Annotated in this window: 25 protein-coding genes and 1 riboswitch; of the genes, 20 read left to right on the top strand and 5 right to left on the bottom strand. The window is 40.3% G+C overall.

Going from position 1 to position 23050, the window contains the following annotated elements:
* Positions 1–22 precede the first annotated feature (22 nt).
* Positions 23–925, bottom strand: coding sequence for an aldo/keto reductase (locus KMHG_RS01410; protein ID WP_010286190.1), 903 nt, complete (start codon positions 923–925; stop codon positions 23–25).
* A 67-nt stretch (positions 926–992) separates the two neighbouring features.
* Between KMHG_RS01410 and KMHG_RS01405 the strand changes: the two genes are divergently transcribed.
* The 7 genes from KMHG_RS01405 to KMHG_RS01375 all read left to right on the top strand — a co-directional run bounded on the left by KMHG_RS01405 (position 993) and on the right by KMHG_RS01375 (position 7817).
* On the top strand, positions 993–1538 hold the full coding sequence (locus KMHG_RS01405; protein ID WP_026021967.1) for an NUDIX domain-containing protein: 546 nt from the start codon (positions 993–995) through the stop codon (positions 1536–1538).
* Positions 1539–1746: 208 nt separating this feature from the next.
* Positions 1747–2208: a ferric iron uptake transcriptional regulator gene (gene fur / locus KMHG_RS01400; protein ID WP_010286185.1), complete on the top strand. Its 462-nt coding sequence runs from the start codon at positions 1747–1749 to the stop codon at positions 2206–2208.
* Between the two features lie 98 nt (positions 2209–2306).
* A complete protein-coding gene (gene xerD, locus KMHG_RS01395; protein WP_010286180.1) occupies positions 2307–3212 on the top strand; it encodes a site-specific tyrosine recombinase XerD in 906 nt (301 codons plus the stop codon).
* Between the two features lie 82 nt (positions 3213–3294).
* On the top strand, positions 3295–4494 hold the full coding sequence (gene deoB, locus KMHG_RS01390) for a phosphopentomutase (RefSeq protein WP_010286178.1): 1200 nt from the start codon (positions 3295–3297) through the stop codon (positions 4492–4494).
* A 78-nt stretch (positions 4495–4572) separates the two neighbouring features.
* The gene (locus KMHG_RS01385) at positions 4573–5877 is read left to right on the top strand and encodes a pyrimidine-nucleoside phosphorylase (RefSeq protein WP_010286177.1); all 1305 of its coding nucleotides are present in this window, start codon (positions 4573–4575) and stop codon (positions 5875–5877) included.
* A gap of 163 nt (positions 5878–6040) precedes the next feature.
* Positions 6041–7351: a diaminopimelate decarboxylase gene (lysA, locus tag KMHG_RS01380; protein ID WP_010286175.1), complete on the top strand. Its 1311-nt coding sequence runs from the start codon at positions 6041–6043 to the stop codon at positions 7349–7351.
* 94 nt (positions 7352–7445) lie between these two features.
* Positions 7446–7817, top strand: a complete 372-nt coding sequence (locus tag KMHG_RS01375; protein ID WP_010286173.1) for a GNAT family N-acetyltransferase — start codon at positions 7446–7448, stop codon at positions 7815–7817.
* Positions 7818–7840: 23 nt separating this feature from the next.
* On the opposite strand, the gene KMHG_RS01370 is transcribed toward KMHG_RS01375, so the two are convergent.
* Positions 7841–8341: a DUF309 domain-containing protein gene (locus KMHG_RS01370; protein ID WP_010286171.1), complete on the bottom strand. Its 501-nt coding sequence runs from the start codon at positions 8339–8341 to the stop codon at positions 7841–7843.
* A gap of 56 nt (positions 8342–8397) precedes the next feature.
* Here KMHG_RS01370 and KMHG_RS01365 point away from each other — a divergent pair, with 56 nt between their 5' ends.
* The 10 genes from KMHG_RS01365 (at position 8398) to KMHG_RS01320 (ending at position 17793) form a co-directional block, all read left to right on the top strand.
* Positions 8398–9174 carry a segregation/condensation protein A gene (locus tag KMHG_RS01365; RefSeq protein WP_010286169.1) on the top strand — a complete coding sequence of 259 codons (777 nt, stop codon included), beginning with the start codon at positions 8398–8400 and terminating at the stop codon, positions 9172–9174.
* Entirely contained in the window at positions 9146–9736 is a 591-nt protein-coding gene (gene scpB, locus KMHG_RS01360; RefSeq protein ID WP_010286165.1) for an SMC-Scp complex subunit ScpB, read from the top strand. Before KMHG_RS01365 ends, scpB begins: the two co-directional genes overlap by 29 nt.
* Positions 9737–9814: 78 nt before the next feature.
* The gene (locus tag KMHG_RS01355; protein ID WP_010286164.1) at positions 9815–10546 is read left to right on the top strand and encodes a pseudouridine synthase; all 732 of its coding nucleotides are present in this window, start codon (positions 9815–9817) and stop codon (positions 10544–10546) included.
* 63 nt (positions 10547–10609) lie between these two features.
* The gene (gene resA / locus KMHG_RS01350; RefSeq protein ID WP_010286163.1) at positions 10610–11134 is read left to right on the top strand and encodes a thiol-disulfide oxidoreductase ResA; all 525 of its coding nucleotides are present in this window, start codon (positions 10610–10612) and stop codon (positions 11132–11134) included.
* A 12-nt stretch (positions 11135–11146) separates the two neighbouring features.
* Positions 11147–12733, top strand: a complete 1587-nt coding sequence (gene resB / locus KMHG_RS01345) for a cytochrome c biogenesis protein ResB (protein ID WP_010286162.1) — start codon at positions 11147–11149, stop codon at positions 12731–12733.
* Positions 12717–13892: a c-type cytochrome biogenesis protein CcsB gene (ccsB, locus tag KMHG_RS01340; protein WP_010286160.1), complete on the top strand. Its 1176-nt coding sequence runs from the start codon at positions 12717–12719 to the stop codon at positions 13890–13892. The genes resB and ccsB overlap by 17 nt, the downstream gene beginning before the upstream one ends.
* A gap of 74 nt (positions 13893–13966) precedes the next feature.
* Positions 13967–14686, top strand: coding sequence for a response regulator transcription factor (locus KMHG_RS01335; RefSeq protein ID WP_010286159.1), 720 nt, complete (start codon positions 13967–13969; stop codon positions 14684–14686).
* The gene (locus KMHG_RS01330; protein WP_044504197.1) at positions 14676–16463 is read left to right on the top strand and encodes an ATP-binding protein; all 1788 of its coding nucleotides are present in this window, start codon (positions 14676–14678) and stop codon (positions 16461–16463) included. Before KMHG_RS01335 ends, KMHG_RS01330 begins: the two co-directional genes overlap by 11 nt.
* A gap of 180 nt (positions 16464–16643) precedes the next feature.
* A riboswitch (FMN riboswitch) is annotated at positions 16644–16776 on the top strand.
* A gap of 171 nt (positions 16777–16947) precedes the next feature.
* The gene (locus KMHG_RS01325; protein ID WP_010286156.1) at positions 16948–17532 is read left to right on the top strand and encodes an ECF transporter S component; all 585 of its coding nucleotides are present in this window, start codon (positions 16948–16950) and stop codon (positions 17530–17532) included.
* Positions 17533–17583: 51 nt separating this feature from the next.
* On the top strand, positions 17584–17793 hold the full coding sequence (locus tag KMHG_RS01320) for a hypothetical protein (RefSeq protein WP_010286155.1): 210 nt from the start codon (positions 17584–17586) through the stop codon (positions 17791–17793).
* Between the two features lie 35 nt (positions 17794–17828).
* On the opposite strand, the gene KMHG_RS01315 is transcribed toward KMHG_RS01320, so the two are convergent.
* Positions 17829–18386 (bottom strand): biotin transporter BioY, encoded by a 558-nt coding sequence (locus KMHG_RS01315; protein ID WP_010286154.1) that lies wholly within the window; start codon positions 18384–18386, stop codon positions 17829–17831.
* Positions 18387–18506: 120 nt separating this feature from the next.
* On the opposite strand from KMHG_RS01315, the gene KMHG_RS01310 reads away from it, so the two are divergent.
* Positions 18507–18710, top strand: a complete 204-nt coding sequence (locus tag KMHG_RS01310) for a hypothetical protein (protein WP_010286153.1) — start codon at positions 18507–18509, stop codon at positions 18708–18710.
* 64 nt (positions 18711–18774) lie between these two features.
* On the opposite strand, the gene KMHG_RS01305 is transcribed toward KMHG_RS01310, so the two are convergent.
* Positions 18775–19653, bottom strand: coding sequence for a LysR family transcriptional regulator (locus KMHG_RS01305; RefSeq protein WP_010286151.1), 879 nt, complete (start codon positions 19651–19653; stop codon positions 18775–18777).
* A gap of 61 nt (positions 19654–19714) precedes the next feature.
* Complete coding sequence (locus tag KMHG_RS01300) at positions 19715–20293, bottom strand: metallophosphoesterase family protein (RefSeq protein ID WP_010286149.1); 579 nt, start codon at positions 20291–20293, stop codon at positions 19715–19717.
* Positions 20294–20424: 131 nt separating this feature from the next.
* On the opposite strand from KMHG_RS01300, the gene KMHG_RS01295 reads away from it, so the two are divergent.
* Positions 20425–21756 (top strand): C40 family peptidase, encoded by a 1332-nt coding sequence (locus tag KMHG_RS01295; RefSeq protein WP_010286147.1) that lies wholly within the window; start codon positions 20425–20427, stop codon positions 21754–21756.
* A 102-nt stretch (positions 21757–21858) separates the two neighbouring features.
* Positions 21859–23016 carry an MFS transporter gene (locus tag KMHG_RS01290; protein WP_010286146.1) on the top strand — a complete coding sequence of 386 codons (1158 nt, stop codon included), beginning with the start codon at positions 21859–21861 and terminating at the stop codon, positions 23014–23016.
* The last annotated feature ends 34 nt before the right edge of the window (positions 23017–23050 follow it).

Here is a 23050-nt window from a genome sequence, read left to right as displayed (position 1 = left end):
GGTGCTCCTTTTTTAATCGCGTTTAATCGCGGTGTGCTGTATAACGGTCTTGTTTCGTTAGTTGTTGAATAACAGTCGCATCAAAATCAGGTGTGATGCGTTCATATGCTTGCATGTTTTGTTGTAATTGTTCGATGCTTGACGCGCCGACGATGACACTCGCTACCGCGTCATGCGCTAAGTTATAGCTAAGGGCAGTTGTTAAAACATCTGGCTGTTGTGCGGCGATATTGGATAGTGTATCGGCTAGTTCTTGCTGTGTATACGTTAAATAGCCGTTTTGTTTTTCAAGACGTCGTTGCCAATCGTTTGTAAGCAATCCTTTTGCCACTGTGCCACGTGTTACGACAGAAGCACCTTGTGATTGAATGTAATCGAAATATTCTTCAGGGCGACGGTCAAGCGCGCTATATTGCATCATGACGCCAGCTGCTTCGCTCATCGGTAAAAATGTTTTAATGACATTTGGTCGAATCGATGAAATACCGTATGCGCGAATCAAACCTTCTTTTTTCAATTGCTCAAATGCATCTGTAATTTCTTCGAATTGGTCATCGAGTGTACCACCATGCAGTTGATAAAAATCAAGGTAATCTGTTTGCAGGCGACGTAAGCTTTCTTTAAAACCTTCTATTATATGTGTACGAGAAGCGTCCCAATGCCACGTTTCGCCATCTTCATTCCAGACGTTGCCAACTTTTGAGGCGATGTAAATATCGCGACGTTTTTCTTTTAATGCTTCACCGACGATTTGTTCATTGACACCTTTATCGTATAAGTCGGCGGTATCGAAATAATTAATACCGTAATCTACAGCCGCATCAATCATATAGCGTGCTGCTTGTAAGTCGGTCGGCAATGACATACAGCCGAAACCAATCTCTGAAATATGTAATTCACTTTGTCCTAATTTTCTTGTGCGCATATAAAACGCCTCCTTCTAAAACATGGTACAATGAATAACAACAAAAGGAAAATGATAGGAGAAAAAAGTGATGAAATTCGAAGAAAAAACAATCATGACCGAGCCAATTTTTGAAGGCCGCGTTATTCAAGTGCAAGTTGATACCGTGCGCTTACCAAACGGTGAACAATCAACACGTGAAATCGTGAAACACCCCGGGGCAGTCGGTATTATTCCGATAACAGCAGACGGCAAGCTAATCGTCGTCGAACAATATCGTAAAGCGTTAGAACGTACTATTGTAGAAATTCCGGCCGGCAAAATTGAACCGGGGGAAGAACTAACAGTTTGTGCGCTACGTGAATTAGAAGAAGAAACAGGATATGGCACACAAAACTTAACGTATTTACAAGAAGTTGTGACGTCTCCTGGCTTTTGCGATGAAGTTGTACATATTTTTGTCGCGCGTAATATTTTCAAAATCGACAATCCAGCAAGCTTAGATGACGATGAATTTGTCGAAGTGAAAGCAGTAACATTAGAAGAAGCGCAACAACTGATGGCGCAAGGTGCGATTTGTGATGCGAAGACAATTATTGCCGTAATGTGGTTACACAATCAATTACGTAAATAGAATCATTATAATATAGAAGTTCATTGATAAAGAGAAAATAGTTGATTTTTTATGATATTTCGCTAATATAGTGCATGAAGCTATTACTAAATGAAAATCATTTTGTAATAAATATCAAATAATAATTATTCTAATTTAAAAACATCAACACGTATTGAAAATACAATTTATATTTTGGTATAATGAGAACAGTTTAGGGGGGCGTCAAATGGAGAGCCGTATTGATCGTATTAAAAAACAATTACATGGTGCGAGCTATAAACTGACGCCGCAACGTGAAGCAACGGTACGCGTGCTACTTGAAAACGAAGAAGATCACCTCAGTGCTGAAGATGTGTATTTACTCGTTAAAGAAAAGGCACCGGAAATTGGGCTAGCGACAGTATATCGTACGTTAGAGCTTTTAACAGAGCTTAAAATCGTCGATAAAATCAACTTCGGTGACGGAGTTTCTCGCTATGACCTTCGTCAAGAAGGGGCAGCTCACTTCCACCATCACCTTGTTTGTATCGAATGTGGCGCCGTAGATGAAATTCAAGAAGACTTACTTGAAGATGTCGAGGCAGTCGTTGAAAAACGCTGGAACTTTAAAGTGAAAGACCACCGTTTAACATTTCATGGCATTTGCTGGCGTTGTAATGAACGTCACGCAAACGAAGATGCTGAATAACTTCTTATTGGTATAAGCGACAATAAGAATTGTGAAAAGTTTATAGCTTAAAAAGAGGATAGCAATTGCTGTCCTTTTTTTCGTTAGGAGGAATAGACATGGAACAACAACTCATAGATGCGCTAGATGATTATATTCACTTTTTACGTGTGGAGCGCCAACTTGCTGACAATACGCTCGTATCGTATCGTCGCGATTTAACGCTATATATGACACATCTATTTACGACACAACAGCTGAAACATTTCGATGACATTGAAAGACTACATATTTTACTACATTTAAAAGAAATGCGCGCTTCAGGAAAATCTGCGCGTACTGTCTCACGTCACATTTCAGCGATTCGTTCGTTTCATCAGTTTTTGTTACGAGAAAAACGTTGTGCAAATGATCCGACTGTTCATTTAGAATTACCGAAAATCGAACAAAAGTTACCAGAAGTGTTGACGATTGCACAAGTCGATCAGCTCATTGCGCAAACAGCTCATGCGAAACCACCGGTCAATATTCGAGACCGAGCGATGCTAGAGTTATTGTATGCAACGGGTATGCGTATTTCAGAATGTATCGATTTAAATGTTGATGATGTGCATTTGACGATGGGATTCGTGCGCGTATTCGGTAAAGGTGGGAAGGAACGTATTGTGCCACTTGGACGTCAAGCAATTGAAGCATGTCAAAGGTACTTAAATGAGGGCCGTTTCCATCTAGAAAAACCGGGCCAACGAAGCGAGGCTTTGTTTTTGAACCAAAGGGGTAAGAGATTAACGAGACAGGGCGTATGGAAACTGTTAAAAGCGTATGCACAAAAAGTGGGTATTGAAGGGATGACACCTCATATTTTACGTCATAGCTTTGCTACGCATCTCATCGAAAACGGGGCAGACTTACGTGCAGTGCAGGAGCTACTTGGCCATGCAGATATTTCCACAACACAAATTTATACCCATATTAGTAAAACACGTCTAAGAGAAGTGTATAAAGCGCATCATCCTCGCGCATAATTTTTTAGAAAAGTCAGAGGTCTGACGTTTATTTTTCGACGAAATTTGATATGATAGATATATTGATAGGAGGGTTCATTATATGAAACCATTTAAACGTATTCACGTAATCGTTATGGACTCTGTCGGCATCGGCGAAGCCCCAGACGCAGCAAACTTTAACGATGTAGGCGCTGATACTTTAGGGCACATCGCACAAGAAATGAAAGGGCTTAACATGCCAAACATGGAACGCCTCGGTTATACAAACATTCGAGGTCTTTTAAACTTAGAAGATTTACAAGGTATGACGAGTGTTGAAAAACCTGAAGCGTATTTCGGCTACATGCAAGAAGCATCTGTCGGTAAAGATACGATGACAGGTCACTGGGAAATCATGGGCTTAAACATTGATAAACCATTTAAAGTGTACCCAGAAGGTTTCCCAAAAGCATTATTAGATGAACTAGAAGCACGTACAGGTCGTAAAGTGTTATGTAACTTACCTTACTCAGGTACAGAAGTGATTGAAGACTACGGTAAAGAGCACATGGAAACAGGTGCCATTATCGTTTACACATCTGCTGACCCAGTACTTCAAATTGCGGCACACGAAGACATCGTACCACTAGATGAATTATATAAAATTTGTGAAATCGCACGCGAAATTACACAAAAACCAGAATTCCTTGTCGGTCGTGTTATTGCCCGTCCATTCGTTGGTGAACCAGGGAACTTTACACGTACATCAAATCGTCATGACTATGCGTTAAAACCCTTCGGTCGTACAGTAATGAACGAATTAAAAGATGCGAATTTAGATGTCATCGCACTTGGTAAAATTTCTGATATTTACAACGGTGAAGGTGTTACAGAAGCCATTCGTACGAAAGACAACACAGACGGCATGGATAAATTAGTAGAAGTCGTAAAACGTGATTTCCACGGTTTATCATTCTTGAACTTAGTTGATTTTGACGCTTCTTACGGTCACCGTCGTGATCCACTTGGTTACGGTGAAGCATTAGAAGAATTCGATCGTCGCTTACCAGAAGTATTAAACGATATGCAAGAAGACGATTTATTACTTATTACAGCTGACCACGGTAACGATCCAACATTCCCAGGTACAGACCACACACGTGAATTTGTACCATTAATTGCTTACTCAAAACGTTTTACAAACGGTGGAAAAGCATTACCAAAAATGAACACATTTGCATCTCTTGGTGCGACTGTTGCTGATAACTTTGGTGTTACATTACCACAATTTGGCGAAAGCTTCTTAAACGAATTGAAATAATTTTAAACAACATATATAAGGCATTTGTATGATTCAGTACAAATGCCTCTTTTATCTAAAGAAATGAGGGATTACGCCATGCGCATGGTAGATATTATTGAAAAAAAACGCGACGGATTAGAATTAACAACTGAAGAAATCCGCTTCTTTATTGAAGGATATACGAACGGTACGATTCCAGATTATCAAGCAAGTAGCTTAGCGATGGCTATCTACTTCCAAGACATGTCTGATCGTGAACGTGCAGACTTAACGATGGCAATGGTAGAATCAGGCGACCAAATCGACCTTTCTTCAATTGAAGGCATTAAAGTCGACAAACACTCAACAGGCGGCGTTGGTGATACAACGACATTAGTACTTGGTCCATTAGTTGCTGCAACAGGTGTACCGGTTGCAAAAATGAGTGGTCGTGGTTTAGGTCACACAGGTGGCACAATTGATAAATTAGAGGCAATCGAAGGTTTCCACGTTGAGCTTTCAACAGAACAATTCGCAAAACAAGTAAATGATATTAAAGTAGCCGTTATCGGTCAAAGCGGTAACTTAACACCTGCTGATAAAAAATTGTACGCACTACGCGACGTTACAGGTACTGTATCAAGCATTCCATTAATCGCTAGCTCAATTATGAGTAAAAAAATCGCTGCTGGTTCTGACGCAATCGTATTAGACGTTAAAACAGGCGATGGCGCATTTATGAAAACGAAAGAAGATTCAATTAAACTTGCAAAAGCGATGGTTAAAATTGGTAACGCAGTAGGCCGTAAAACGATGGCCATTATTTCTGATATGGACCAACCACTAGGCTTTGCAATCGGTAATGCTTTAGAAGTAAAAGAAGCGATCGAAACATTACAAGGAAATGGCCCAGAAGACTTAACAGAGCTTTGCTTAACATTAGGTTCTCAAATGGTCGTTGTCGCAGGTCATGCAGAAACATTAGAAGATGCACGCGCACAACTACAAGAAGTCATTGCGAACGGTAAAGCACTTGAAGTGTTCAAAAAATTCGTTGCAGCACAAGGTGGTAACCCAGCAGTCGCAGATGATACATCATTATTACCACAAGCGAAATACACATTTGAAGTACCAGCGAAACAAGCAGGCTTCGTTGGTCATATCGTTGCCGATGCAATCGGTACAGCCGCAATGCTTTTAGGTGCTGGTCGTGCAACGAAAGAGTCTGAAATCGACTTAGCTGTAGGTTTAATGTTAAACAAAAAAGTCGGTGACGCTGTTGCAGAAGGCGAATCACTTGTGACAATCTATGCAAACCGTGAAGACGTACAAGAAGTCATTGAAAAAATTTATGCAAATATTTCGATCGTTGCAGAACAACCTGAAGTACCAGCATTAATCGAAGAAATTATTACAGAGTAATCTATTTCTAAATCCTGTAAGCGTGATGGCGCTTACAGGATTTTTTTTGTGCAAAAAGGTGTGAAAATGTAAAAATCACTATGATTCAATGAATGATTGTGATAAAGTTCAGATTATAATTAATTTACAGAATATTTCTATATTTGGTTAGGGGAGAGTTTTTATGCATTTATATGGTACGCAAACAATTACAGAACAAGGTCATTTAGCAATCGGTGGCGTTGATACGATCGAACTTGCAAAACAATATGGTACGCCGTTATTCGTGTACGATATCGCACTATTCCGCGAGCGCGCACGCGGATTCATCGATACGTTTAAAAAGGAAAATGTACGTGCACAAGTTGCGTACGCATCAAAAGCCTTTTCAACGGTTGCAATTTACCAAGTGGCAAAACAAGAAGGTTTATCGGTCGACGTCGTTTCTGGCGGTGAATTGTATACAGCGTTAAAGGCTGGCTTCCCAACTGACAAGATTCATTTCCATGGCAACAACAAAAGTGTTGAAGAACTAACGTATGCGCTCGACTCAAAAATTGGTTGTATCGTTATTGATAACTTTTATGAAATCGAGCTATTAAAACAGCTGACAACAGAACGCCAACAAAAAATGGCTGTTCTGATTCGTGTGACACCGGGTGTCGAAGCACATACGCATGATTTTATTACGACAGGTCAAGCTGATTCGAAATTTGGTTTCGATTTATCAAATGGACAAGCAGATGAAGCGTTTAAAGCATTGTATGATCATGAATATTTAGAACTAAAAGGGATGCATTGCCACATCGGTTCACAAATTTTCGATACGGAAGCATTTAGCTTAGCGGCGAAAAAAGTCGTCGATAAAATGGCTGAGTGGAAAAAAGACTATCAATTTGAAGCGACCGTGTTAAACCTTGGTGGTGGTTTCGGTATTCGTTATACGGAAGAAGATACACCGCTTGAACCGGCTGTATATGTGGACGATATGATTCAAGCCGTGAAAAAAGAAGCGGCAGAATTCGGCATCGAATTGCCTGAAATTTGGATCGAGCCAGGTCGTTCACTTGTCGGTGATGCGGGTACGACGCTTTACACAATCGGTTCACATAAAACGGTACCGAACGTACGAGAATATATTGCAATTGATGGTGGGATGAGCGATAACATTCGCCCAGCACTATACGATGCTAAATATGAAGCGGTTATTGCGAACAAAGCAACGGCAGCTTTAACGAAAACGTACACAGTTGCCGGTAAATTGTGCGAGTCTGGGGACAAAATTATTGAAACGATTTCATTGCCAGAAGCAGAGACAGGCGATATTTTAGCAACGTTTTGTACAGGTGCGTACGGTTATTCAATGGCTTCTAATTATAATCGTGTTGGACGCCCAGCAGTTGTATTCGTTGAAAATGGCCAATATCAATTAGTCGTAAAACGTGAAACATATGAAGATTTAACAAAATTAGATGTAGATTATACGTTAGTGTAAATTTCCTAATATTGGAAATACGGTTGCATCGTTCGATTTTTTCGTGTAGGATAGTCAAAGTAAAGTTTGAGGCGAGAAAAAAGAGGGATCATACATGTTATATCGTTATAAAAAAGCATTTGAAAAAATAGCGATGGGGCTACTTTCTTTCATGCCAGAAGAAAAGAATTTAAAAGTATTACAGCAAACCATTCGCACGTACGATAGCGACCCGAACTGGCAACTTTATTTATGGAAACGTGACGAAGATTATATCGGTCTTGTCGGTGTTGAAAAGTTAGCAGAAGAATGGGTCGTACGCCATATTACGGTTGATCCATCACATCGTGGTGAAGGCGTTGGGCGTAGCATGTTAACGGCGCTTGCAGCGGAAGAATCATGTGGTAAACTCGTACCGTGTGATATCGTGCAACGATATTACGATAATGTTGCTACGAAAATCGCAAAAGAAAATGCACATCTATAACACATATGAAAAACTGCGTAAGCTTATTGCTTACGCAGTTTTTGTTTTTGTAATAAACTTTGTTGACGCTCTAAAATAACGTCGCTTCGATTGCGAAGCATATGTTTATGCATCAAGTAATGTTCGCTATCGGCAGGAAGTGTAACAGCTTGGACATCTGCCGCCAATGTTTCATCTATAATTGGAATGATGAACGGTGTAAAAGGCTGCTCACATTCAACGGCGATACGACTTTTATGAAGCGCTTCGAATAGTTGTTGCATATCAAGTCCTTCATAGTAAGCACTCGATGAGTGCATGCGTAAATGCAGTTCAGCTTTTTTGAAAATCGTTCGTGCGCCGCGAAAGTTACCTCTGCGCCAATGGTACATGCCTGTTGCAAGTTGGATGAAGCCAACAAGTTCATGATGACGCGTGCGTGGCGCGACATCTTTCCAATGTTCCTCTAAAACTTCGTGACATTCAAAGTAGTCACGATTGCGATTAAAATAACTTAAAAATAACACGAAAGAACGTTTGTACATTTTGCTTCCTTTCCTCTATACTTTAGATTGAATCTATTTTTGTCAGGATGATGTGTATGTCTTACGAAGTAAAGCTAGATGCCTTTGAAGGCCCACTAGATTTATTATTACATTTAATTCACCGCTTGGAAATTGATATATATGATATACCGATGAAGGAAATTACTGCTCAGTATATGGAACATCTGCGAGCGATGCAAGTATTAGAATTAAACGAAGCGAGCGAGTATCTCGTCATGGCGGCAACGCTATTAGAAATTAAAAGTAAAATGCTTCTGCCGATTCATGAAGGCGAGTTAGATGATATCGAGCTTGAAGTTGATGAAGTCGATCCACGTGATGAACTTGTTGCACGTTTAATTGAATACCGTAAATTTAAACAAGCAGCACAGACGTTGCAACAACGTGAGGAAGAGCGCGTACAAATGTATACGCGTCCACCAGCAGACTTATCGCAATATATGAAAGAAGAGCAATTACAATTCGAGCTTTCAGTCAATGTATATGATATGGTCGCGGCGTTCCAAAAAATGTTGAAACGTCGTAAAATGCGTGCGCCGTTATCAACGCGCGTAGCGAAACAAGGATTATCGGTGAAACAACAAATGCGTACCGTCGTCGACACGTTAAAACGATTAGAAGGTCGTTGTGAATTTACCGATTTATTTGAAGCAGACGACCGCGAAACGCTTGTCGTCACATTTTTATCATTATTAGAGTTAATGAAACGTCAAGTGATTGACGTGGAACAACAAAACAATTTTGAACAGTTATTCGTTCAATTGAAAGAGGAGGACATCGACTATGAGCAATTTGACAACATTGATGAGTAAAGTAGAGAGCTTGTTGTTCGTGATCGGTGAAGATGGCTTAACACTCGCACAACTTGCGCAACTTACAGAGAGTGAGCAACTTGATGTGCAAGAAGCATTAATCGAATTAAAAAACCGCTACGATCAAGATGCATCACGCGGGGTAACTTTGAAAGAGTTAGCAGGTACATATCAACTCATTTCAAAAACAGACAATGCAGATGTGATTGAAAAACTGGTTGAAAACCCGCCAGCGCAAAGTTTATCGCAAGCAGCACTTGAAGTATTAGCAATTGTTGCATATAAACAGCCAATTACGCGTGTAGAAATTGAAGACTTACGCGGCGTGAAATGTGAACGCGCGCTAAACACGTTGAATCAAAAGCTATTGATTCAAGAAGTAGGACGTGTAGAAGGCACGGGTCGCGCCATTTTATATGGTACAACGAAGGAGTTTTTAAATTACTTCGGCTTAAATCGTTTAGAAGATTTACCGCCGCTTGAAGTAGAAGAATTTAATGTAGAAGAGGAACAAGACTTATTTATGTCAAAATTCCAAGAAACATTTACCGCTTCTAAATAGCTTTTTGCGTGAAAATCTTGTAAAGTAGTACAAGCAACAATAATACCGTCGGGAGACGATTGAGAGGATTTTTGAATCATGGAACGTTTACAAAAAGTAATTGCGCACGCCGGTATCGCGTCGCGCCGTAAAGCAGAACAATTAATTTTAGATGGTCAAGTAAAAGTCAACGGTAAGGTCGTACGCGAATTAGGTACGAAAGTGACTGCTTCTGACCGCGTTGAAGTTGATGACGTGAAAATTGAACAAGAAGATAAAGTATACTTCTTATTATATAAACCACGTAACACGATCTCAGCTGTAACAGATGACCGAGGTCGTGACACAGTTGTTGATTTATTTAAAAATGTAAAAGAGCGTATTTTCCCAGTAGGTCGTCTTGACTTTGATACGACAGGCGTCTTAATTTTAACAAATGATGGCGAATTCGCAAATCTTTTAACGCACCCTAAATACAATGTTGAAAAAACATATGTAGCGACAATTCAAGGCGTATTAAAACGTGAAGACGTTCGTAAATTAGAACGTGGCGTGATGCTTGAAGATGGGAAAACAGCACCTGCACGTGTACGTATTATTTCAGCTGACGAACGTAAAGGGAAATCGATTGTAGCGATCACAATTCATGAAGGACGTAACCGTCAAGTACGTCGTATGTTTGAAGCTGTCGGTCACCGCGTAAGTAAATTAAAACGTGAACAATTCGGTTTCTTAACACCATTCGGCTTAAACGCTGGTGAATGGCGTGAACTAACACCACACGAAGTAAAACAATTACGTGCATTAGCACAAACAGGTAAAATCGGTTAATAGCCGGAAGACGACTGCACATCGATTCGGTGGCAGTCGTTTTTTTATATGAGGAGGGATTATATGCGAAAAAAAAGAATCGTGCGTGCAGTTATTGTCGTCGTGTTACTCGCTGCAGTCGTCTATAGCGTTTACAGTGCAACGACGAAAGATGAACGTGCTGTTTTGCAAGTAGGAGATACAGCACCTGACTTTACGCTAACGGATTTAAACGGTCAGCAGCATCAATTGTCTGAGTATAAAGGTAAAGGAGTCGTGTTAAATTTCTGGGGAACGTGGTGTAAACCGTGTAAAAAAGAAATGCCTGCTTTAGATGCACAGTACAAACAGTTCCATGACCAAGGCGTTGAGTTGTTAGCAATCAATATTGCAGAATCAACATACGCCGTGGAAAATTTCGTGTCGCGTTATGATTTGACGTTTCCTGTAGCCATCGATGACAAAAAAAGTGTTATGCGTGCCTACAATATTGATCCGTTGCCAACAACGATTTTTATCGATGCAACAGGGCACATTGCCAATATTATTACCGGGGAAATGACCGAAGCAGATATTCAAAATTATATGACGACGATTCAACCGAAATAGAGGTGAGCAAATATGCGTTGTGAATGTGGAGCATCATATGAACGCGATGAACAAATTTGTCAGCGATGTGGTAAGCCATTAACAGAAAAACTCGATATGCGCTACGACGGGGCAGTTATTCGTTCAAAGACGAAACGTAAGACGATAGTTGACCGCATATGGGCACTGTTTGCGAATGTGAAATTCGGTGTCACTTTAATTGTGTGTACGCTCGTTACGGCGGCACTCGGGACCATTTTGCCACAAGTGTTATTTGTCGACACATCGCAATTTAACAGTGCGAAAGAAGCGTACGAACATACATATGGCACGTTTGGTGTGCTTTATTACGAATTAGGATTAGCAGATATTTATAATGCATGGGCTTTTCAGACGCTCGTGTTATTATTAGCGGCCTCGATTATTATCGCAAGTATTGACCGTGGTGTACCGTTGTTTAAAGCGCTCTATCATCAGCGTGTGGCGAAACATCCAAACTTTTTGAAGCGCCAGCGTTTTACGCAACAAGTACCACTCGCGGCGTTATCGCTGGAGCAATTGCAAACCGTACTTGTGAAAAAGCGTTACCGCGTACGAATAGAAGACGGCGCCCTATTAGCGGAAAAAGGACGCTTTGCACGATGGGGTCCATATATTAATCACGTCGGACTCATCGTCTTTTTAACAGGGGTCATGTTACGCGTCGTCCCAGGTTTTTACGTTGATGAAGAAATGTGGGTGCGCGAAGGTGATACGACATCGATTCCAGGAGCGCACGGTTATTACGTAAAAAATAACGACTTTATATTAGAAACGTATGACGGTGAACGTGCGGAAGATGCAGTAAATGAGACGGCGAAAAAGTACGAAACGAAAGCGACGATTTATAAAGAAGATTCGGCACTACCTGGTGATACATCGTCGTTACAAAAACTTCAAGACGTCTCGATTGAAGTCAATCACCCAGCAAAATTTGATGGCTATCATTTATACCAAATGGATTACCGTTTAGATGAATTAAAAACGATGACGTTCGCTTTAACGAATAAAAAAACAGACCGCGCGATTGATACGGTGACAATTGATTTAGCAAATCCGCAAGCGGTATATACGTTAAAAGACGGAGCAAAAGTAAAACTCGTTGGCTATTATCCAGATTTCTCAGGTTTTGATGATGACGGTGAACCGTTAACGGCTTCGCCAAACCCTGCAAATCCGGCATTTTTATTTGAAATGTATACGAAACAGACGCCAAAAGGGGAGACGAGCTTCGTTCAAATTCAAAAAACGATGGAACCACTTGGCGAAACACAATATAAAATGACATTTAAAGAAGCGACCACACGAGATATTACAGGGTTGAAAGTACGTAAAGATGTAACGATACCGATTTTATTGATCGGTGCGGCAATCTTTATGTTAGGACTCATCGTCGGCTCTTATTTCAGCCATCGTCGCATTTGGGTACGTCAAACGACTACGCAATGGCTATTAGCTGCCCATACGAACAAAAATGCATTCGCATTTAAAAAAGAACTCCAAGAGGTCACAACGGTGTGTACGATTGCGCCATTTGTGGACAAACAAGAAGAGGTGATAGAAGATGCTACAGTTAAGTAGTACACTCTTATTTACAGCATTTATCGGTTATTTAATCGCTACATTATTGTTCGGCGGTGCCGTACGTGGTAAAGGTGAAAATACAGCTAGTCATGCTCGTTTTGCAAAATGGGCGTTAATTGTTACGCTATTAAGTTTTGCGGCGAATATTGGCTACTTTATTGCACGTTGGATTTACACAGGGCATGCGCCTGTGAGCAATATGTTTGAATTTACGACAGCGTTTGCAATGTTTATCGTTGCGGCCTTTATCGTCCTTTATCGCATGTACCATATGCCGACGTTAGGCTTAATTGCGTTACCTGTTGCTATCGTCATTATCGGGTATGCAAGTATGTTTCCACGCGACGTTGCGCCACTTATTCCGGCGCTTAAAAGTCATTGGTTAACAATTCATGTATTAACGACGGTAATTGGGGAAGCAATTTTAGCAATTAGTGCTTTCAGTAGTCTAATTTATTTAGTTAAAGTCGTCGATATGAAAAAGCGCCATGCAGAACGATTTTTCTTAGGTTTGATTATGTATGCGATGATTGTTGCCATCGGTTTTATCGGTGCAACCGTTTATTTTAATACGACACATTATGAAGCACCGTTTACGTATGTTGATAAAGACGGACAAGCAGCACAGATTACGTATCACATGCCACCGATTTTCGGTATGCATGAAGGCGAAGCACAAGCGGAGCAAATGACACCAATCGTCGATATGCCTGCATGGATTAACGCGAAAAAGTTAACGACAGTCGCATGGTCACTACTGATCGGTACGGTGTTGTATATATTATTACGCCTTATTGCACGTAAACCACTCGCACAACTTATCCAACCACTATTGTCGCGTGCATCACTACCGTTGTTAGATGAACTAAGCTATCGCTCTGTGCTTATCGGTTTCCCAGTATTCACACTCGGCGCGCTTATTTTTGCGATGATTTGGGCACAAGAAGCGTGGAGCCGTATGTGGGGGTGGGACCCGAAAGAAGTATGGGCGCTCATTACGTGGCTTTACTATGCAGCATTTTTACATATGCGTATGAGCCGAGGCTTTACAGGTAAAAAATCAGCTTGGCTTGCTGTAATTGGATTTGCGATTATTATGTTTAATTTGATTGCTGTGAACTTAATCATTGCAGGACTTCATTCGTACGCAGAATAACGTATGTTTCTTTCCTTTTCATTTTGGAGGGGTAATTGTACAATAAAGGTATAGCAATCTAGGAGGGATCAAGCTTGGAAGAGCAAATTAGAATTTTAGTCGTAGATGACGAGGAACGTATTCGTCGTTTATTAAAAATGTACTTAGAGCGTGAAGGCTATGAAGTAGATGAAGGCGAAAATGGTTTAGAAGCTGTTGAGAAAGCGTCTGAAAATAACTATCATGCCATTATTTTAGACATTATGATGCCAGAAATGAACGGTTTAGAAGCATGTGCAGCGATTCGTGAAAAACAAACAACACCGATCGTGCTTTTAACTGCGAAAGGTGAAGAGGCAAATCGTGTAGAAGGTTTTGAAACAGGAGCCGATGATTATATCGTGAAACCGTTCAGCCCACGTGAAGTTGTCTTACGTATTAAAGCGATTTTACGCCGTTCTGCTACGACGACGTCTATTTCAGCGACTGCATCTTCTAAAGATCTTGTCGTATTTAAACATTTAACAATTGATCACGATGCGCATCGCGTTACCGCTGATGGCACAGAAGTCAATTTAACACCAAAAGAGTATGAACTACTGTACTTCTTAGCGAAATCACCCGATAAAGTATTCGATCGTGAACAGCTATTAAAAGAAGTATGGCATTATGATTTCTTCGGCGACTTACGTACGGTTGATACGCACGTAAAACGTTTACGTGAAAAATTAAACCGCGTCTCTGAAAATGCGGCGAAAATGATCGTAACGGTTTGGGGCGTAGGCTACAAATTTGAGGTCGTTGATGAAGATTAAGATATGGAACAGTATTGTCGGGAAGCTATGGGGAACCATATTGCTTCTCGTTTCATTTGTACTGTTTGTTTTTACCGTATTAATGCTTGAGTTTTTAAACAACTATCATACGCAACAAGCCGAAAAATCATTAAAACAAGAAGCTAGTGTCGTTGCACGTATTATGAACGACCACCATTATTCTTTAACGGAAACGAAAAGCATTTTATCTGACATTATTAGCGATGAGACGAACGCTATCGTTGCGAATAAAGTTGGTGAAGTAGACATTTCATTGCAATCTGGGAAACATCAAGCAGAAATTGCTGAAAAGATTACACAGTCAAAAAGTTTACAACAAGCTTTTACGTCTGATGAACCGATTATTAAAGAAATGATGTTGCCATCAACAACAGAGAAAGACCAAATGGAGTCATACATTGTCATGGCATATCCGACTGATACGATGAAGTCGACACATGGCGTCATTTATATTTATCAAAGTCCGGATGCAATTCATCGTACGACTGAAGAGACGACGAAAATTGTCTTTTTATCAGCAGGCATTGCGCTCGTGCTGACGACGTTATTTTCATTTTTCCTATCGTCTCGTATTACACGTCCACTGCGTAAAATGCGTGAAGCGGCATTTGACCTTGCAAAAGGGAAGTTCGATACGAAAGTACCGATGTGGCAAAATGATGAAATCGGTCAACTCGGTACAGCGTTCAACCAAATGGGCCGCCAACTAAAACATCACGTAGAAGTGATCAATCAAGAAAAAGAACAACTGTCGAGTATTTTAACGTCGATGACAGATGCGGTCATTACGTTTAATAAAGACCGTACTGTGCTGTTAAGCAATCCACCAGCAGAGTTGTTACTACAAGATTGGTTTATCAATAAAGGAAGCGACAGCGAACGACCGCTACCACCAGCGATTTACCATATGCTCGATCATGTACTTGAGATGGAAGAACATTTGCAAGAAGAACTTGAAATTGATCACGTCTATTACATTATTTCAATTAGTCCGCTTTATAGTGGTGATAAAGTGCGTGGTGCCGTTGCGGTCATTCGAGATCAAACGGAAGAACATCGTCTTGAAAAATTACGTTCAGACTTTATCGCAAATGTGTCACACGAATTGCGTACACCAATTTCAATGTTACAAGGGTATGCAGAGGCGATTGTCGATGACGTCGTGCAAGATGAAGAAGAGCAAAAAGAAATTATTCGCATTATTTACGATGAGTCGCAACGAATGGGCCGCCTCGTCAATGATTTGCTCGATTTAGCGCGGATGGAATCAGGGAACATTACGTTGTATGAAGACTTATACGCCATTAATGCGACATTTGAGCGTATTACGCAAAAATTCGTCCAACGCGGTCGTGAAAAAGATATTGAAGTGAGCTTCGAGACAACATTTGCGGCAGAAGCATCGATTTTAATTGATGAAGATCGTATCGAACAAGTGTTGACGAATTTAATTGATAATGCGATTCGTCACACACCGACTGGCGGACATGTAAAAGTACTCGTCGATCAACAAGTGAATTTCGTTCGTGTTCGTGTCCAAGATAATGGGGCAGGTATTCCGAAAGAAGATTTACCGTACGTCTTTGAACGTTTTTATAAGGCGGACAAAGCGCGTACACGCGGGAAAGCAGGAACAGGGCTTGGCCTTGCGATTGCGCGCAATATTGTGGAAGCCCACAAAGGTCGTATTTTAGTAGAAAGTACGGTTGATGTCGGCACAACATTTATGTTCTATTTACCGCTAGAACAACTGTAAAATATCATCCTTTATCGTCGTAAATGTGGCGATAAAGGATTTTTTATATAAATTATTTGAATTTTGCGATATTTTTAAAACGATTTAAGTCTTGAATAAAAACATCTCGAAACTGAAATAAAATCGCTTTACAAATCCCAAGTCATTATGTATGATAAAGGTGTAAAAAATAATAATATGATTCATCTTCGGGGCAGGGTGTAATTCCCGACCGGCGGTAAATAAACGACATGTTTACAGCCCGCGAGCCGTAAAACGCTGATTCAGTGAAAATCTGGAGCCGACAGTATAGTCTGGATGGGAGAAGGTGAAGGTACAGCGCTTAGTTTGCATTTAGCCATACTAAGATGCTTATTTGACGATGCCTTATTCTCCCTTGTGTACTTGTACATAAGGGTTTTTTATTTATAGGCATAAGTGCAAGTAAGTAAGCTGCATCTTTCCTTTTTGTGAAGTGAATCGCACAAAAGGAGTGCTTTGACAAATGAAAAACATGAAATTACAAAAGATGGTGACAGTAGGGATGCTGTCAGCAATCTCGGCGTTACTGATGCTATTCCAGTTTCCAATTCCGCCGTTCCCTGCATTCTTGCAAATCGATTTTAGTGACATTCCAGCATTACTCGCAACAGTGACATTAGGTCCTGTCGCAGGTATTGCGGTTGCGCTACTAAAAAATATCCTTAACTGGTTTATGCAAGGAAGTCCAACAGGTGTGCCTGTCGGTCATATCGCAAACTTTGTAACGACTATGTTATTCGTATTGCCAGTGTACTTCATACAACGTCGTATGAAATCGAAAAAAGGTCTTACTTTCGGTTTAATCGTTGGTACAGTTACGATGGCAATCGGCATGAGCTTACTAAACTACGTTGCATTTATGCCAATGTATAACTACTTCCTAAACGTACCTGTTGAAACAGGTGCAGTGCTTGCAAAATCAATTGCTGTTGGTATTTTACCATTCAATATTGTGAAAGGTGTTTTATTAACAGTAATCGCGATTGTGTTATTTAAAGCATTAGGAAAATGGGTTACAAAACAACAACGTGTATATTTAGCGAAATAAATGAGAAGGGACCGCGGTTGTCGCAGTCCCTTTTTTCATGGAGGATCAAACATGGCATTATTATTGTTACAATGGCTGTTCGTGTTATTATCAGCAATTTTTTATTTTATTGAAGGTAGCGAATTAAACTATACGATTTTATTCATTGCGATGACGTCACTCGTACTCGGTTTGCGCTTTTTACAACAAGCGCGTCATCGCTTCGCGGTACTATTATTTTTAGTGTTTGTCATTATGCTTTATTTTTTCTTTGCACATTAAAAAAGGGACTTAGCAAATTTGCTAAGTCTCTTTTTTTAATAAGAAGATTTGACGATGAGTAATCGTGCTTTAATAAGGCGTTCGCGTAAAATCGATCCGAACCAACCGGCGATGACCGCTTTTAAAATACCGACTGGTACGAAAGCGACGACACCCGTTACGAATGCTTGCATCCATGATAAGTGCATAAATAATTTTAGCCAAAGTGCACCGATGATTAACGTAATGATCATACCGATTAAATTCGCCACAAGCGCGTGTGTTTTCGTATAACCGAAACGCTCCAAGTATAGCCCCATCCCTAAAGCTTGTACGAAGAAGCCAATAATGTAACCACCGGTTGGACCGATGATAACCCCGAAGCCACCAGACATGCCGCTAAATACGGGTAACCCGATGGCGCCAAGTGCTATGTATAACGTGACAGCAATCGTCCCGTATTGTAATCCGAGAATCGTAATGGCGAGTCCGACTGCTAACGTTTGGCCAGTAATTGGCACAAGTGGCAACGGAATAGTAAGCTGTGCGAAAATCGCAATAATCGCTGCGAACAATGCGGCGACAATTGACATTTTCAGTTGATGATGTTGCATGATATCCACCCCTTTTATTATCATTGACTATATATTACTAGACGACCATTTTTTAGTCAACCTATTTTTTATTTTAGTTAACCAAATGAGTGAACGATGGAATTATAAGGTGTTTTAACAGTGAAAACAATCAATGGGCCGAGCGTTCTCTATTTAAATGACATGCCGCTAGCAAAAAAAGGGGATAAGACAATCCAATATACGGGCTTGTTAGAAGTCTTTTACGTAGAGCCACCAGACACATATGGTAGCATGAAAATTGCTAATGATTTAAATGTTGACGGTGTCGATTTAATTGAAGCAGTCAGCACATTTGACGGATAGCAAGTAAAAGTGACAATCTAAAAAAACAGCATCGTGTGTGCGGTGCTGCTTTTTAGTAAATGATTTAGTTGTCGAAATAGTCAAAAATAAAATTTTTAAAAGCTTTCGCAGCTGGTGACAAATAACGTCCTTCAGACCAAGCCATACCGATAATGCGTTCTGCATGCGTATCGGTAATATGAATTTTTGAAATGCCCTTTTGATTAATTTCGAGTCCGTCCGGTAAAATCGACACCCCTAAACCAGCGATTACGAATCCGGCGACTGTAGAAACTTCATCGCCTTCAAACGTAATATGTGGGGTGAAGTCTGCGTTTTCAAACAATGCATCTGCTTGTAAACGCAGGGCATACCCCTGCTTCATTAAGACGAATGATTCGTGTTTTAACTCGTTCATTGAAATGCTATTTCGTTTTGCGAGTGGATGATCAGACGGTACGATGACATATAGTTCATCACGCCATAGTTCTGTCCAACGGATCGGTTTCGGAACGTCCATTTTCGCCATTAAGCATAAATCTAAATCACCCGACAATAAATGTTTCAATTGTAAGTGTGTGTAGTTTTGCTGCAATGAAAAATGGACATCTGGATGTTGCTTGCGGAATAGCCGAATTAAATCTGGCACAATATTTGTACCGAGCGTGTGTAAAAAGCCGAGAGATACTTCACCGTGATTTGGATCGACGAGTTGATGTAATTCTTTTAGACCCATTTGATATTCATTTAAAATACGTTCAACGCGACGCTCAAACAGTTCACCGTAACGATTCAAATGAATTGAACGGCCTTGACGTTCAAAAAGTGGTACGCCAAGTTCGTCTTCAAGTCGTGCAATTGAACGACTGAGTGCAGGTTGTGAAATTGAGAGCTTTTCAGCAGCCTTTGTCATATGTTGAATTTTTGCGAGCATTTGAAAATACTCTAGTTGTTGCCATTCCAAGCCCATTACCCCCATGTGAAGCGTAGTGTTAAGTCAATCATATTGAAAGCTTTCCGAGAAATCAAGCTTTCATAAAAGTGATTGTTCGCGCATTTGCATCATAAAGGACCCATTCACGATGATCGACGACGGAACCAACATTAATGCCGTAATGTTTTTTCGTTAATGAGATTGGTTCGCCGAAGACGAATGATTTACGTTTACCTTTTCGATATAAAAAAGAATAGTGCGTATGACCAAAAAAGATTAATGGTGCAGTTTTGCTAAAATCAAGTGCAGGAATCCAGTTTTCATCCCACTCAAATTGATGACCGTGTATTAACGTTGCGCCTTCAATGTCGATGCGTGTAGGTAGATGATCGTAGAGGCGCTGTTTCGTTGCACGCATAATTCGTTCTTCTTGATTGCCACGAATTGACGGAAAGGTTAATAACGGTTCCAAACCATTTGGGTTTAGCCGTGCTTCCGTTATCGAAAGTGGCGTCATTAACGTATTCACTTTCTTTTTACCGATTAAACATTCATATAAATCACCCATTCCAACGATAGTAAGATTAGGGTCTACCGATTGAATATGTGTATAGACCGCTTTCAAATCAGCTATGTTAGAATGAATATCACCAATTAGGGCATATTTCATGGCATACAACCTCGTTTCTAAATTTTTCTAATTAAATTGTATCATAACAGCTATGAAAGCCGACTTAAAATTTCCTATAAATATGCTATGATAAATAATAGAAATGGAACGAAATGAGGGACTGTTACAACATGAAAAAAACGAGCCATTTAATAGTAGCATTAGCGATTTTTTGCGCATCATCAAGAATTTTAATGCCGATCGATAGCACCGCTAAAACGTCGACAGCGTTAAAAGCAGATAAAAAAGAAGTCGATACACAACTTAAGCAATTGAAACAACAACTAAAAACGATGAACGATCAATTTGATACATATATCGATACATATGATACGTTACAGCAAGATATTGAAGATATTGAAGCAAGTATTGAAGTAGCAGAAGCCGATTTAACAGCACGTAAAAAAATTATTGCAGAGCGTATGAAGGCATATCAGGCGCAAGATTCTACAATGAGTCCTTACGTAGAGGCGATTTTAGGAGCAGATAGTTTAACTGATCTTGTGACGAGAACGTTATCGGTGAAAAAAATTATCGATGCCGATGAAGGATTGCGCGATCAACAAAAGAAGGAAACGAAACAGTTAAAAGTGCAGCGTGATACGTTATTAGAAAAACAAGCGGAATTAGATCGTCAATTTCAAATGATGCAAGAAGCATATGAAGCGCTCGTCGTTAAACGTACAGAAAATAAAGCGAAGTCATTAAAGCTAAAAGAAAAAATTGCGACGACAGAAGAAAAAGAAAAAATTGCGCGTCAACGTAAAAAAGCCGAACGCAAATTAGCGGCGATGAAAAAAGCACAAAAAGAACAAGCAGCAGCAATTAAAAAAGCAAAAGAAGCGCAAGAAGCTGCACAAGCGGAAGTAGCTAAACAAAAAGCAGCAGCAGAGGCAGCACAAAAAGCCCAAGCGGCGGCAGAAGCAAAAGCTGCTGAAGCGGCAGCAAAAAATGAAGAAGTGACAACACAAACATCGGATGTGACGACGGAAGCCGATACGAACGATACACCGTCTACGTCAGCTACAACGAGCAATGCTGAAACATCAACGACGACAACAGCAAACACATCGACAGAAAATGTTACAGGTAGTACGAAAGCGCAAGCGATTATTGCGGAGGCGCGTAAATATTTAGGGCGCAAATACGTCTGGGGTGGTAGTACACCGACAACAGGCTTTGACTGTTCAGGGTTAACGAGTTGGTCGTTTAAACAAAATGGCATTACGATTCCACGTACATCAGCGCAACAATATGCGGCATCAACTAAAATAAATGCTTCCGAAGCGAAAGCAGGAGATTTAGTCTTTTTCAGTTACGGTAAAGGCGTTGCACATGTCGGGATTTATTTAGGAGATGGCCGTATGATTCATGCATCAAATAGTGGTCTACAAATTTCAGAGCTTGCAGGATATTGGAATAAATATTTAGTCGGTTACGGTCGATTTGCAGGTGTCAATTAAATGAAGAAACGAGTAGATTTTGATGCTCGTTTCTTTTTTTGTTGCGGCAATGTCTAAGTTCCTATAGGATAGGAATAATATGAAAAGAAAGTAGGGGTACGTTTGAAAGGCTTTAACCCATTAATTTGGATCGTACTTGCCAATTTACTCGTTGTCTTTTTAGGTATCGGTTTAATTGTGCCTGTAATGCCAACGTTAATGAACGAAATGAATTTAAGTGGGGCGACGATGGGATATTTAATGTCGGCGTTTTCCGTGACGCAATTAATCGTCTCTCCAATTGCTGGTCGTTGGATCGATCAATATGGGCGTAAAAAAATCATCATTATCGGTATGGCGATTTTCGGTTTATCAGAGCTGTTGTTTGCGCTCGGTACACACGTAGCAGTTCTTTATATTGCACGTTGTATCGGCGGTGTGAGTGCAGCATTTATTATGCCTGCTGTTACAGCGTATGTAGCAGACATTACAACGTTAGAACAACGCTCGAAAGCGATGGGGCTCGTATCTGCTGTCATTAATACCGGCTTTATTTTAGGGCCTGGTATTGGCGGTTTTTTAGCAGAAATTGATACGCGCACGCCATTTTATGTCGCTGCGGCATTAGGCTTTATCGGGAGCATCGTCTCGATTTTTGTGTTGAAAGAAAGTACGTACGTGCCAGATGAAACGACTGAACAAAAACAGCAAGCTGCGTGGCGTAAGCTATTGTTGCCGAAATATTCGATTGCCTTTTTAATTATTTTTATTTCATCATTCGGTTTAGCAACTTACGAAACGGTATACGGCTTATTTTTAGACCGTCAATTAAGCTATACAGCTGCGGATATCGCGATGCTTTTGACGGTGAGTGGGATTGTAGGGGCAGTGTTCCAACTATTTTTATTTGATGGCTTAACACGTAAATTAGGTGAAATTAATTTAATTCGTGTCAGCATGTTAATTGCTGCTGTTTTTATGATTTTTATGATTCGTTCAAATTCTTACATCATTATTTTCCTCGTAACGATTACGGTATTTTTAACGTTTGACTTGATTCGTCCAGCGTTAACGACCTATTTATCGAAAGTGGCAGGCAATGACCAAGGCTTCGTTGGTGGTATGAACTCGATGTTTACGAGCGTCGGTAATATTGTCGGCCCTTCTGTTGCGGGTATTCTTTTTGACATCGAAGTGCATACACCGTACTACTTCGCAATGATTGTACTCGGTTTGAGCTTTATACTGACGTTATTTTGGAAAAGACCAACATCTTTATAACAATGAAAAAAGCAGGAATCGTGTGGATTCCTGC

The sequence above is a fragment of the Kurthia massiliensis genome, assembly GCF_000285555.1.
Lineage (GTDB): Bacteria > Bacillota > Bacilli > Bacillales_A > Planococcaceae > Kurthia > Kurthia massiliensis.
The sequence above is the reverse complement of the archived record's forward strand: the minus strand, read 5'-3'. Positions and strand labels throughout refer to the sequence as shown.